Consider the following 12,447-nt stretch of genomic DNA (forward strand, 5'->3'; position numbering starts at 1 on the left):
GGCTAGATTCATACAATAATGGAATTGACTTACTCTAAACTTCACATGAGTAGTAATAGGGGAATACATAGTGAACAAAACTCAGCTTATCGAAAAAATCGCAGACAACGCAGACCTATCTAAAGCTTCTGCTGGCCGTGCGTTAGATGCAGTGGTTGAAACAATTAGTGAAACTTTGCAAAGTGGCGACCAAGTTGCTCTAGTGGGCTTTGGTACCTTTAGTGTCCGTACTCGTGCAGCTCGTACTGGTCGTAATCCAAAGACTGGTGATGAGATTCAAATTGCAGAGGCAAAAGTACCTGCATTTAAACCAGGTAAAGCTTTGAAAGACGCAGTTAACGAATAATCTGTCTTCAAATCGTATCAGATAGCAAATTATCGCTATCAAACCCTGTATTTATGCGCATCCTACTGGTGCGCATTTCTTTTTCTGATATTATCGAGGCAAAGATTTTTAGAGCCTGAATAGTATACAGGCCACATTTCGGAGTTTCGCACTATTATGATGGAAAGATTACGCGAAGGCGTAAATAGCATAGCCGTTAAGATCATTCTAGGTCTGATCATTCTCTCTTTCGTTTTCACTGGCGTAAGTGGCTATTTAGGTGGCGGACACAGTTCTGCTGCAAAAGTGGGAAATACTGAGATTTCTCGTCCTGAGTTTGAACAAGCGTATCAAAATGAACGCAACCGAGCTCAACAACAAATGGGTGATTACTTTACAAGCCAACTGGGCGACCCTGCATTCGTGCAATCGTTCCGTCAGCGCGTATTGGATCAAATGGTCAACCAAATTTTGCTAGAGCAATACGCTGAATCTTTGGGCCTACGTGTTAGTGACCAAAAGGTACGTGAAGTGCTATTGAGCATGCCTCAGTTCCAAACTGACGGTAAGTTTGACCAACAAGTTTACCAAGCGGCACTTCGTCGTGGTGGTTATGACGCAGATAGCTTTGCGGAATACCTACGTAGTGACCTTGTTCGCCAAAAGATTTTGGGCGCTGTTGAACAAAGTGAATTTGTACTTCCACAAGAAGTGGCTCACGCTTCTGGTCTTTTAACTCAGACTCGTGACATTCGCACTATCACTATTCAACCGAGTGAAATGGCGAAAACAGTGGCTCCAACCACTGAACAGCTACAAGAATTCTATAAGAACAACCCAGCTAACTTTACTCGTCCTGAACAGTTCAAGATTTCTTATATTGAACTTTCTGCAGAGCAGATGAAGAAAAGCGATTCTGTATCGGATAAAGACGCGAAAGACTTCTATGAGAAGAACATCGATCGTTATTCTACTCATGAGCAACGTAGCCTTAGCCACATCCTGATTCAAGATGAAGCGAAAGCAAAAGATATTCTTAGCCAACTTAAAGCGGGTGCAGACTTTGCAACGCTAGCTAAAGAAAACTCTGAAGATATTGGTTCTGCAGAAAACGGTGGTTCTTTAGGTCTGGTTGAGAAGGGTGTTATGGACCCTAAATTTGAAGCAGCAGCATTTGCTCTACAAAACGTAGGCGATTACAGTGATGTTGTTAAATCAGATTTTGGTTACCACATCATCAAGCTAGACGGACTGAAGAGTGCGCAAGCTAAACCATTTGCTGAAGTTGCGGCTGAAATTAAAACAGAAGTGGCTGAGCAAGATGCGGTTAACCGTTTCTACGAACTGCAAAACAAACTTGAAACAGTGGCATTCGAATACCCTGATTCTCTAGATGATGCTGCAGAAGCCGTAGGCCAAAAAGTGGTGACAACTGATTTCATCTCAAATGCAGATGCTCCAGCGATTCTTAAGTCGCCAGCGGTAATGCAAGAGCTACAAACCCCTGAAGTAAGCGAAGATGGTTTGAACTCTGCAGTAGTTGAAGTTGATCCTGAACATATTGTTGTTGTTCGTATCGATGATTCTCGCCCACAAACTGTACTTCCTTACGAAGAAGTTGCAGCGCAAGTTAAAGACCAATACCAACAAGTTGAAGGTCGTAAACTGGCGACTGAATTAGCGGATAAAGTAGTCACTACTCTTGAAGCTGGTGATGATTCAATCCTTGCGGCTAACAAGTTGAGCTTTAGCGATATTGAAACAGTGAACCGTAGTTCTGAACTATCACACACTGTGTATGCTATCCCTCATCCTAGCAAAGAAGCGCTGCACTACGCTAAATCTGTTGATGCCTCAGGTAACATTGTGGTTATCGAATTAGCGAAAGTGAACACTGCTATTGATCCTCAGTACAATAACCAAATTGGTCAGCAACTGAAGAGCGCTAACGTTCAACAAGATCTGATGGGCGTATTGCAAACACTGCGTAACAAGACTGATATCGAGTACTACATCTCTGAAGGTGCACAGTAGTTGATCATTCGTTGATACATAGTTTCACGGGCCGCATTTAGCGGCCCGTTCTAGTTTTAGTCCTGTCACATTTTCATTAAAACCGTTTTCTTCTAGGTTAGTCGATGAGGCTATGAGTTTGGCTCGTAGCAAATTTGATTGAAACAAAGGAGATAGGGATGACTTTTGCAAACTTAAAACGATATGTCAGCATCGTACTTTTAGCGTTACTGCCTTTTGCTGTGTATTCTGCGGAAGAAACAAAAAAAGCTGACCACTATGAAGGGATTGAGATAGAGGTAAACATCAATACCGCTTCTAGCCATGAGCTTGCGACTTTGTTACTGGGCGTGGGAGAAAAGAAAGCACAACAGATAGTAGCGTACAGAGAAGTGCACGGTGAGTTTAAACATGCTGATGATTTACAGCAAGTAAAAGGGATAGGGCAGGCGACCGTTGATAAAAATCGTTCGCGTATCAGATTATAGTTTTCTGAGTTTCAGTATCTTAGGGGCTAGCAATGCGATGGCTAGCCCTGTTATTGAACCAATCAGGTGTGATTCGGTAGACACCCTTGCATTTATCAACTCCGCGGTAGAAATCGATACCAGTCCGCTATTTTCCGCGGTGAGTTTTATGGCTAAACCGGCCAACAAAAACCAACTGCTACGCTTACCGGCGGCGATTTCTTGATAAGCATACATAGCAAACAGTCCATGTAGCACGCCGGAAAGTCCGTAATAGATATTGGTATCGGTAAAGAGTAGCCCAACCCCAATGGCTATTGATAGAATTACGATGGCGCTAGCCAGTGGTTTCACTTTAGCTTGAAACAGGTGACAAATAACCCATAATCCAGCTAGATTCATTCCTAGATGATAAGTATTAGTGTGGGTGAAGTTTCCAGTAAGCAAACGCCACCACTGATGAGAGGCCATTAAGTCCTGCTGCCAACGCAATGCTTCGGCAAGCGAAGGAATCATAAACACAGCTAAGATTAAGCTAAAAGCAATGAGGAATTTATACACGTTTTATGTCCCGATACTGTGAGCGATGTGGTCGCGCTAAGAAAGCCTGTCTATGCCAATGGATAGAAACGGTTGAAAGCTCTGTTGAAGTTGTCATTTTGCAGCACCCAAGTGAGGTGAATCAAGCGAAAGGTACCGCTAAAATCATTGAGTTATCTGTTTCACCCAGTCAGTTACTCGTCGGTGAAGATTTTTCGGATCACCCCAAGGTTAATCAATGGGTTTCTGAGCCTAACACATTGAATCTCCTTATGTACCCTTCTCCCGACTCTGTAGAGCTCAATGCTGACTATTTATCTGCGAATCTCGCTTTGCATATGCCAAATCAAGGTAGCCAAAGTTTGGATGTGAAGACGCAGTGTAAAACTCGCTTGTTTCTTATTGATGGCACTTGGAAAAAAGCGTTTAAAATCTTTCAGCTTTCACAAAATCTGCATGCGCTTAATCAGGTACATTTACCCACTCACTTGCAAGGCCGATACACCATTCGCAAAGCGCCTAAAGAAAACGCCTTATCGACCTTAGAGGCGGCCTATCATGCGCTAACGTTATTAAAAGCCTGCGATGCAACGCCTTTAATTACCGCTTTTGATAAAATGATTGAATTCCAAATAGCGCAATTACCCAGTGGCAGTTATGACAAGTATCTCGGCGGTCGTAATCGTTAACTGGCAAACATCTTGGAATGCAGTTTTTGCGCATAGCCATCAGTCATAGCAGAGATATAATCACACAGCACTCTAAAGCCCTGATCTTGTTGATCTCTAGCCAGTTGCCATTTCTTCTTAGTAGCATCAGGAAGCAGACGCTCAGGGTCGCCGCTAAAGGCTTCAAACAAATCAATGATCACTTGCTGGCCTTTATATTCGATTAACTGTACCTCGGTGGCTTGAATCACATAGTTACTGACAAAGTCTTTAAACACTTTCAGTATCTCTAACATAGGCTCGTGTAAGGTGGCGTTATATCTAAGGAGTGGCTGGGCAAAGTTCGGCGTGGTGATTTCTTTGATCTCAGCGCTGGTGAGCAATGCATTGACTATGCTGCCAATGGCATCTTTACGTAGGTAGTGCTCACCGGAGAACAGTTTTTCGGTGAGTTGTTGTATTTCGCTCTCCATCCATGCATGTCCACTATGGGCAAGTTGATGTGCTGCAGACTCTAGCCACTGCGGCTTTGACACCAAGCCGAGTACGATGGCATCTTCCAGATCGTGCACCCCATAGGCAATATCGTCAGCCAGTTCCATGATGGAGCAGTCTAAGGATTTAAACTGTGTTTTCTTAGTCATAGAGCGCTGACCTGAATGGGGCTGTAATTGGCAAAATGCTTGTTTATCTTGCTCTGATAGTGGCTGTAGCACCCAATCAAAATAGCTTTGGTCAACATCAAATACGCCTTTAGCTGGCATCCAGCGACTGGCTTTAAGCTGTCTAGGGTTGTCAACGCCATCTGGAATCGAATCTCGTTCAACTCGGCTGAGTAAAGAGGGGTATTTTAATAGCCCAAGTAAGGTGCGGCGGCACAAATTCATACCGTGGTGTTGTGTGTATGGTTCTAACTGGCTGACGATGCGAAAGGTTTGTGCGTTGCCTTCAAATCCGCCATGTTCACGCATCATATAATTAAGCGCAACTTCGCCACCATGCCCATACGGAGGGTGTCCAATATCATGGGCAAGGCAGAGCGTTTCTATCAAGCTGGTGGTGGGCAGTATTGAATGCAGGTCAGCGTGTTTTGATTGCAGCTGCGCCAGTATTCCTGAGCCAATTTGCGCCGCTTCTAATGAGTGAGTTAATCGAGTTCGATGAAAGTCGTTACCTCCAGTGCCATGCACTTGGGTTTTAGCTTGTAAACGCCGAAATGCCGCCGAATGTAGAACACGCGCCCGATCCCTTTGGTAAGGGTCACGGTGATCATTTAGACGTACTTTTTGTTCGTTATTAATGCGTTGTTGCCAGAGATTATCGACTTCCATGTGATTTAACTATTCGTCCTCGTTGTTTTAATTAAAACGATTAACTGATCTCGTCCAATGTTAACTCAAAACTGGCAGAAAAAGTTTTGAGGAAATAGCACATTTCAGGAGAATCTCTGTCTTGTAGTGTCTGCTCTAAACGTCGTTTAGCGGCGGCAAATTCGTGGTTGCCTGCTGACAGTTCTTCTAAACATTTAAGGTAGGCACAGATGCAATCTGCTTGCTTGACCAAGCAGTGCTCTTCTTCTGTAGCCTCACCGCTAATCAGAAAAGGTTTAAAATCTTCTACTAGCTCTTCTGGCACCATAGACAGTAGTTTTTCTTCCGCGGCGGCTTCGATTTTTTTGTATTCTTTCGCAATATAAGGATTGTAATATTTGACTGGGGTTGGCAGATCGCCCGTAAGCACTTCGCTGCTATCGTGGTACATCCCCAATACAGCGATACGCTCAGGGTTTAATGTACCGTTGAATTTTTTATTCTTAATGATGGCTAAAGCATGCGCCACAAACGCCACTTGCAGGCTGTGTTCAGAAATATTCTCATTCGAAACCGAACGCATTAATGGCCAGCGTTGGATAAGCTTCATTCGGGCTAAGTGTGCGAAAAAATGGCTTTCTTTGTGCATGCTAATCATCCTTAAAGGTGTAAAAAAAGAGGCGCTAGGCCTCTTTAATATAAATTATTGTGTGTATTGAGTAATGAAACGCTCAAAGCGACTGATGGCAATTTCGAGGTCCTCTGCATAAGGCAGTGTCACTATTCTAAAGTGATCCGGTTTTGGCCAATTAAACCCTGAACCCTGCACCAGCAACACTTTTTCTTGTTGTAAAAAGTCTAGCACCATTTTTTGGTCGTCATGGATCTTATAGATTTTAGGATCTAGTTTAGGGAAAAGGTATAACGCGCCCTTAGGTTTAACACACGAAACCCCAGGTATTGAGGTGATCATGTCATAGGCTTTATCACGCTGTTCGAGCAGGCGTCCGCCCGGTAAAATCAGCTCATTAATACTTTGATAGCCACCGAGCGCTGTTTGCACCGCATGTTGCATCGGCACGTTAGCACACAAGCGCATTGAGGCGAGCATATCTAAACCATCCACATAGCCTTTGGCGATATGTTTTGGTCCACTAATAAACATCCATCCGCTGCGGAAGCCACAAATACGATACGCTTTCGATAGACCGTTAAATGTCACCATAACTACGTCATCGGCTAATGTCGCAATAGAGGTGTGCGTTGCACCATCGTAAAGGATCTTGTCGTAGATTTCGTCGGCAAAGATAATCAACTTATGTTGGCGCGCAATCTCAACGATTTGTAATAGAAAATCTCGGCTGTACACCGCCCCAGTAGGGTTGTTTGGGTTAATCAGTACAATGCCGCGAGTCTTAGGGGTGATCTTGGCTTTAATATCTTCAAGGTCTGGAAACCAATCGGATTCTTCATCACAAATATAGTGAACAGGGGTTCCGCCGGATAGGGATACCGCTGCACTCCATAAAGGATAATCTGGAGCAGGAACCAACATTTGGTCACCGTTGTCGAGCAATGCTTGCATCGCCATAACAATCAACTCAGACACACCGTTACCCATATAGACATCTTCAACATCTAACGACAATAAGCCTTTCTTTTGATAATGCTGAACAACGGCTTTACGGGCAGAGTAAATCCCTTTTGAATCGCAGTAGCCTTGAGAGGTGGGTAGGTGTCTAAGTACATCAACTAAGATTTCTTCTGGCGTATCAAAGCCAAATGGGGCGGGGTTACCAATGTTGAGCTTAATTATTTTCTGCCCTTCTTCTTCCATACGCTTAGCATGTTTCAGTATCGGACCACGAATGTCATAGCATACATTATCGAGTTTTGAAGACATCTCGATATTTTTCATTGTCAACCCCTAGATTCAATCGGTGAGAATAGTATCAAATTACACTAAATTGATGTTTTTGAGTAGAAAAATCTATGCTTAAACAATTGAGTTATCAAGAATTACGAGCTTAAATTTATGTTTACTCTACAATTGTAGTTGTCTCGCTTGATTTGGCTAATCACTCGCTCTAGAGTAAGCCAATTATTCGGTAATCATAAGAGAAATAGAGGGTTAGAGGTCACATTGTCTTATTTTGCAAATGCTATAAAACAGCTCGCCCAGCATGTTGAAACTGCGCCGATTGACGCTTGTCGTATTGAGGTGCCAGTAGAGGAAGTGTGCGTTGATTCCGTTCTTCCTTGGATGGAAAATCAGCCTATTTTTCCAAAGTTTTATTGGCAGTCTAGAGATACCACAGAAGAGGTGGTCGCTTTAGGTCAAGCCCGAACGTTTAATGAAATTAATCCTGCTTATTCAATGCTTAACGAAAATCAACGCATTTGGGGTGGGTATGCTTTCCCCTATAAGAATAAGAAAGGACGTTGCTTAAAATCGTTCTTCTTTTTACCGCATATAGAATTGGTTCGCCGTAATCAAGATTGGTTCTTGGCGGTTAATTTAATGCAAGATAGAGACGCGGTGCGTCGTGCGGTACATCTGCTTAATAACGATACCTTATCTTTTTCAACCCCACTGCCTGCCGTTACAAAAGTGACGCATACCCCAGATCAAGCGTTGTGGACACGCAATGTTGATTTAGCGTTAGAATCGATAAGCAGCAGCGAATTGAAAAAAGTGGTATTGGCTCGCAAAACTACTGTCAAACTTGATTCGACTTTAAAAGGGGTTGAATTATTAGCCCTAAGTCGTGAGCAAAATCGTCACAGTTTTCACTTTTTATTGCAGCTAGAAGAAGGTCATTCTTTTATTGGTTCTACACCAGAAAGATTGTACAGCCGTCGCGGACAACTTATTGAAACAGAAGCGTTGGCAGGTACTATCGGCCGACACAGCAAACCGTCTCAGGATCTAGAGTTAGCCAATTGGTTGATTCATGACAAAAAGAACCTACAAGAAAATCAATATGTTGTAGATGATATTGTCGATAGCTTAGCCCCATTTTGCTCCAATGTTGAAGTTGAAGATGAAGCTCGTTTAGTTAAGTTACGTCGTGTACAGCATTTAAAAAGACATATTCAAGCCGAGCTATCTAAACACGCGGATAAAAGCAAGCTGTTACAAGCACTGCAACCTACCGCTGCTATCGCTGGGTTACCGCGTCATCTAGCTCTTGAATTTATTGAACAAAACGAACCTTTTTCTCGATCATGGTACAGCGGTTCAGTGGGTTACATTAGCGATCAAAGTGCTGAGTTTTGCGTTGCAATTCGCAGTGCCATGGTGCAAGGCGACGATCTACACTTATTTGCCGGTGCAGGCATTGTGCCGGGCTCTGAAGCTGAACATGAGTGGCAAGAGCTGGATAAAAAAATGTCGACTTTATTAAGCCTAATTACCGAGCAAAGCGTGTTGGAACAAGCTTCATGAGCAAGCGACCATCACAGCAAATCTCTTTAAAACAACTTTCTCAAGCACAGATTAATCGAGTTTGGTCATCGGTATTGTTAGAAGAAGCGAGCCGATTTGGTGCTAAACACGTGTGTATTGCACCGGGATCTCGTTCTACGCCATTGGCATTAGAAGCCATAGAGCATAATGAGCTTGTGCTACACACTCATTTTGATGAACGCGGGCTTGGTTTTTTTGCGTTAGGTATTGCGAAATCGACGCAGCAACCTGTGATTGTTATCGTCACCTCCGGCACTGCGGTCGCTAATTTACTTCCTGCAGTAGTTGAAGCCAATCTCACGGGCGAAAAACTGATATTACTCACTGCCGACAGACCGGTTGAGTTAGTCGGTGTGGGTGCCAATCAAGCGATTGTTCAACAAGGGATATTTTCTACTCATGTCAGTAAAGCCCTAGCGCTGCCAAGCCCTAGTGCTGAGATTGATGTTGGTTGGTTATTATCTAAGTTTGATGAAGCACTAGCCACGCAAGCTCAATTAAAAGGGCCTATTCATATTAATTGCCCCTTTCCAGAGCCTTTGTATGTTGCCGAGAGCCCGCGATTAGCTGAAGTGAAAGAGCTTGCTGAATATTGGCTTTGTTCAAAAAAAACATACTTAACACAAACCGTAAATGCGATCGATGATAGCGACACATTATTTCACTTTGTGCAGAAACATCGCCATGTTAAAGGGTTGATTATTGTAGGCAGGTTAGCATTTGAGAAAGCTCAGCAAGTTAAAGCCCTTGCTGAGCAATTAGGCTGGCCGATTTTGTGTGACCCTCAGTCAGGCATAAGCTCAGATTGGAGCTGTTATGATGTTTGGTTGCAAAACCAAACTAACCTACAACAACTTGCGCAGTGCGAAGCCGTGCTGCAGTTTGGCGCTAGACTGGTGTCAAAACGCTTACTCAGCTTTATAAAGCAAAAAGCAGTTGACGTTGATTTTAAACAATACGCATTAGTGTGTGATGAACCAGGGGAATTAAACCCCGATCATTTGCCAATGCAACGTTTTTCCGGAAAGTGGTCACTGCCTTTAAGTTTTGTTGAATCATCAGACAATGGTGGATGGGCTGACGGACTTAAAGCGGCACGTGTGATGGTGGTTGAAGAGACTCACAGTTTAATTTCAGAAACGCTTACCGAGCTTGAAGTTGCCACTAAATTACATGAGATCACCCAAGGCTATCCGCTATTTTTAGGTAACAGCTTAGGAGTGCGTTTAGTTGATATGGCCTGCGCCAACTTACACTGTGAGGTGTTTTCCAACCGCGGTGCATCAGGCATTGATGGCATCGTGGCAACTAGCGCCGGTGTTGGCGCCGGTTTGAATAAACCTACGTTGACATTTATTGGTGATACCTCATTACTACACGATTTAAATTCATTGTCACTACTAGCAAATAGTGGCGGTATTGTGCTGCTATTAAACAATGATGGCGGAGCCATTTTTGATATGTTACCCGTGGATGAAAACCATAAGCAGCGCCTATACCAAATGCCACATGCTTATCAATTTGCCCATGCCGCTCAGCAATTTAATATGGACTATCAGCGCCCAACAACATGGCAGAAATTAAAGCAAGCCATGACTGACTTTGAAGCAAATTCATCTCGTTCATTATTGATTGAGGTGGTCACTCCTGCAGGGCAAGCCTCAGCACATATTAAATCGCTCTGTTCAACAATTCAGGGGCTATAAATGCCCCTAAATATCCACTCAGGCAAGTCACTAAACTCTTCGCAACTGAATGCGCTTCGTCCCGTACAAAATAAGCCTGCATTACGTCTGTTATTTGTGCACGGCTTTTTAGGCAGCAGTCAAGATTGGCTGTCGCTGGTGGAGTATTTGCCTGCCACGTGGGATCTGTATGCCCTAGACCTTCCCGGACATGGCCGTGCTAGCGATATGCCTATCCCGAGTGATTTTGATGGTTTTGTTGAAAATATCTGCCAACAATTGCAGCGACTGCCCGATAGCCAAGCATTAGAAAATCCAGTGCCTGATGAGCAAGTGCCGGTGTTTTTAGTCGGTTATTCGCTAGGCGCTCGTTTACTCATGCACTTAGCACTTCAAATTCAGCAACGTAATATTGCCATTGCAGGATTTGTGTTGGAAGGAGGAAACTTTGGCCTACAACTAGGGTCAGAGAAACAGGAGCGTTGGCAAAATGATTGTCGCTGGATTGATCGTTTTGCACAACAAGCGCTTCCTGATGTATTGCATGATTGGTATCAACAGCCGGTGTTTTCTTCTTTAACCAGTGAGCAAAAATCTCGGTTGGTCGAGGAGCGCTCACGCAATGATGGTAAAGCGTTAGCGAAAGTCATGGCTGTGACGTCATTGGCTAAGCAGGAATATTTATTGCCCGAGCTACACTCTGCAGGGCAAAGCACCCAATACAAGATTTACTATGTTGTGGGAGAGCATGATGCAAAGTTTTCTCACTTGTACGCACAAAACAAAGTGCCTTATGAAGTGATATCAGGGGCTGGACATAACACACATAAAGAACAACCTCACATATATGCACAAAAATTGACACAGCTCTTATCCATTGCACAGACAAACTAGATATTATGCCCCTCGCATGATGCCGTCATTAACGTTGGGTTAAATGTTGGCTTAAATGTTGGCTTAGGAAATTATAATTATGAGAAAGGCAAGTTTATATCGTTATCAGCTTGAGATGGATAGCGGTGTTATTTTACGTGAACAAAAACTGACGAGTCGAGAAGGCTGGATAGTCGAGTTATCTGAAAACGATCGCATTGGTTATGGCGAGGTGGCACCTTTGATAGGGTTTAGCCACGAAACGATGGACCAAGCATTTGTAGAAGTGGTTGCTCGACTAAAGAAATGGACGCAGGGAGAAGAGTTAGACTGCCATTCTCCTTACCCTTCGGTTGCTTTTGGTTTATCCATGGCGCAATACGAATTAAATGGATTATTGGGCGCAGAAGGAAACTATCAAGCAGCTCCTTTTTGCCACGGCGATCCAGACGATCTATTGCCTGCATTAAATGCCATGCAGGGTGATAAAGTGGCAAAAATCAAGGTTGGCTTGTATGAGCCGATCCGTGATGGGATTTTAGTTAACCTATTTTTAGAAGCGACTCCAGACATACAGTTAAGACTGGATGCAAACCGAGTTTGGAACTTAGAGAAAGCCAAAAAATTTGCCAGTAAAATTAATCCTTCTTTGCGCTCCCGTATTCAATATATTGAAGAGCCGTGCAGTGCACCGGGTGACAGCTTAACGTTCGCCATAGAAACCGGCATTGCCATTGGTTGGGATGAAACCCTACAAAATGGTGTGATGAACCCAGACTTTGATCTTGAGTTTCTTACTGGCGCAAAAGCGATTGTGATTAAACCCATGTTAATTGGTAATCTGCAGCGCTGTATTCAATTGATAGAAAAGGCTCAAGCATTAGGGCTTATCGCTGTAATCAGCTCGAGTATCGAATCCAGTTTAGGGCTGTCTCAGTTAGCTCGTCTAGCGCATCAATTCACCCCAATGACCACGCCGGGTTTAGATACCTTACAGCTGTATAAAGAGCAGCTGCATACGCCGTGGCCGGGGAGTGAATTACCCGTCAGAAGTCTAAGCTCTCAAACCTTAGTTTGGCAGCAGAGCTCGGAATAAA

12 protein-coding genes are annotated in these 12,447 nt (G+C 43.7%); 8 read left to right on the forward strand and 4 right to left on the reverse strand.

The genetic code is table 11. The features are described from left to right. Nucleotides 1-70 precede the first annotated feature (70 nt). From QV280_RS03415 to QV280_RS03425, 3 genes are all read left to right on the forward strand, one after another. Nucleotides 71-346 carry an HU family DNA-binding protein gene (locus tag QV280_RS03415; protein ID WP_021714028.1) on the forward strand — a complete coding sequence of 92 codons (276 nt, stop codon included), beginning with the start codon at nucleotides 71-73 and terminating at the stop codon, nucleotides 344-346. A 156-nt stretch (nucleotides 347-502) separates the two neighbouring features. Beyond that, a complete protein-coding gene (gene ppiD, locus QV280_RS03420) occupies nucleotides 503-2,359 on the forward strand; it encodes a peptidylprolyl isomerase (RefSeq protein ID WP_152821617.1) in 1,857 nt (618 codons plus the stop codon). Nucleotides 2,360-2,517: 158 nt separating this feature from the next. Beyond that, nucleotides 2,518-2,826, forward strand: a complete 309-nt coding sequence (locus QV280_RS03425) for a ComEA family DNA-binding protein (RefSeq protein ID WP_023402925.1) — start codon at nucleotides 2,518-2,520, stop codon at nucleotides 2,824-2,826. Here QV280_RS03425 and rrtA read toward each other — a convergent pair. Beyond that, complete coding sequence (rrtA, locus tag QV280_RS03430) at nucleotides 2,821-3,366, reverse strand: rhombosortase (RefSeq protein ID WP_367869607.1); 546 nt, start codon at nucleotides 3,364-3,366, stop codon at nucleotides 2,821-2,823. The two genes, QV280_RS03425 and rrtA, sit on opposite strands and share 6 nt — an antisense overlap. Before the next feature lie 5 nt (nucleotides 3,367-3,371). On the opposite strand from rrtA, the gene QV280_RS03435 reads away from it, so the two are divergent. Continuing rightward, complete coding sequence (locus tag QV280_RS03435) at nucleotides 3,372-4,034, forward strand: tRNA-uridine aminocarboxypropyltransferase (RefSeq protein ID WP_152821619.1); 663 nt, start codon at nucleotides 3,372-3,374, stop codon at nucleotides 4,032-4,034. Here the strand turns inward: QV280_RS03435 and QV280_RS03440 are convergent. The 3 genes from QV280_RS03440 to QV280_RS03450 are packed head-to-tail and all read right to left on the reverse strand — an operon-like array spanning nucleotide 4,031 to nucleotide 7,241. Next, on the reverse strand, nucleotides 4,031-5,344 hold the full coding sequence (locus QV280_RS03440; RefSeq protein ID WP_023402922.1) for an anti-phage deoxyguanosine triphosphatase: 1,314 nt from the start codon (nucleotides 5,342-5,344) through the stop codon (nucleotides 4,031-4,033). The genes QV280_RS03435 and QV280_RS03440 overlap by 4 nt on opposite strands. Nucleotides 5,345-5,384: 40 nt before the next feature. Then, entirely contained in the window at nucleotides 5,385-5,972 is a 588-nt protein-coding gene (yfbR, locus tag QV280_RS03445; RefSeq protein WP_023402921.1) for a 5'-deoxynucleotidase, read from the reverse strand. 54 nt (nucleotides 5,973-6,026) lie between these two features. Beyond that, a complete protein-coding gene (locus QV280_RS03450) occupies nucleotides 6,027-7,241 on the reverse strand; it encodes a pyridoxal phosphate-dependent aminotransferase (RefSeq protein ID WP_023402920.1) in 1,215 nt (404 codons plus the stop codon). Between the two features lie 225 nt (nucleotides 7,242-7,466). Between QV280_RS03450 and QV280_RS03455 the strand changes: the two genes are divergently transcribed. The 4 genes from QV280_RS03455 to menC all read left to right on the forward strand — a co-directional run bounded on the left by QV280_RS03455 (nucleotide 7,467) and on the right by menC (nucleotide 12,446). Next, complete coding sequence (locus tag QV280_RS03455; protein WP_023402919.1) at nucleotides 7,467-8,771, forward strand: isochorismate synthase; 1,305 nt, start codon at nucleotides 7,467-7,469, stop codon at nucleotides 8,769-8,771. Then, the gene (gene menD, locus QV280_RS03460; RefSeq protein ID WP_152821621.1) at nucleotides 8,768-10,498 is read left to right on the forward strand and encodes a 2-succinyl-5-enolpyruvyl-6-hydroxy-3-cyclohexene-1-carboxylic-acid synthase; all 1,731 of its coding nucleotides are present in this window, start codon (nucleotides 8,768-8,770) and stop codon (nucleotides 10,496-10,498) included. Before QV280_RS03455 ends, menD begins: the two co-directional genes overlap by 4 nt. Then, nucleotides 10,499-11,371, forward strand: a complete 873-nt coding sequence (gene menH, locus QV280_RS03465; RefSeq protein WP_023402917.1) for a 2-succinyl-6-hydroxy-2,4-cyclohexadiene-1-carboxylate synthase — start codon at nucleotides 10,499-10,501, stop codon at nucleotides 11,369-11,371. Between the two features lie 79 nt (nucleotides 11,372-11,450). Continuing rightward, a complete protein-coding gene (gene menC, locus QV280_RS03470; protein ID WP_023402916.1) occupies nucleotides 11,451-12,446 on the forward strand; it encodes an o-succinylbenzoate synthase in 996 nt (331 codons plus the stop codon). The last annotated feature ends 1 nt before the right edge of the window (nucleotide 12,447 follow it).

This window comes from Vibrio sp. B1Z05, from assembly GCF_052955985.1.

Bases quoted from the DNA above. Each gene is read 5' to 3' on its own strand.
- ppiD (WP_152821617.1), top strand. From the start codon at position 503: ATGATGGAAAGATTACGCGAAGGCGTAAATAGCATAGCCGTTAAGATC.
- menD (WP_152821621.1), top strand. From the start codon at position 8,768: ATGAGCAAGCGACCATCACAGCAAATCTCTTTAAAACAACTTTCTCAA.
- QV280_RS03450 (WP_023402920.1), bottom strand. From the start codon at position 7,241: ATGAAAAATATCGAGATGTCTTCAAAACTCGATAATGTATGCTATGAC.
- menH (WP_023402917.1), top strand. From the start codon at position 10,499: ATGCCCCTAAATATCCACTCAGGCAAGTCACTAAACTCTTCGCAACTG.
- QV280_RS03435 (WP_152821619.1), top strand. From the start codon at position 3,372: ATGTCCCGATACTGTGAGCGATGTGGTCGCGCTAAGAAAGCCTGTCTA.
- yfbR (WP_023402921.1), bottom strand. From the start codon at position 5,972: ATGCACAAAGAAAGCCATTTTTTCGCACACTTAGCCCGAATGAAGCTT.
- QV280_RS03440 (WP_023402922.1), bottom strand. From the start codon at position 5,344: ATGGAAGTCGATAATCTCTGGCAACAACGCATTAATAACGAACAAAAA.
- QV280_RS03425 (WP_023402925.1), top strand. From the start codon at position 2,518: ATGACTTTTGCAAACTTAAAACGATATGTCAGCATCGTACTTTTAGCG.
- menC (WP_023402916.1), top strand. From the start codon at position 11,451: ATGAGAAAGGCAAGTTTATATCGTTATCAGCTTGAGATGGATAGCGGT.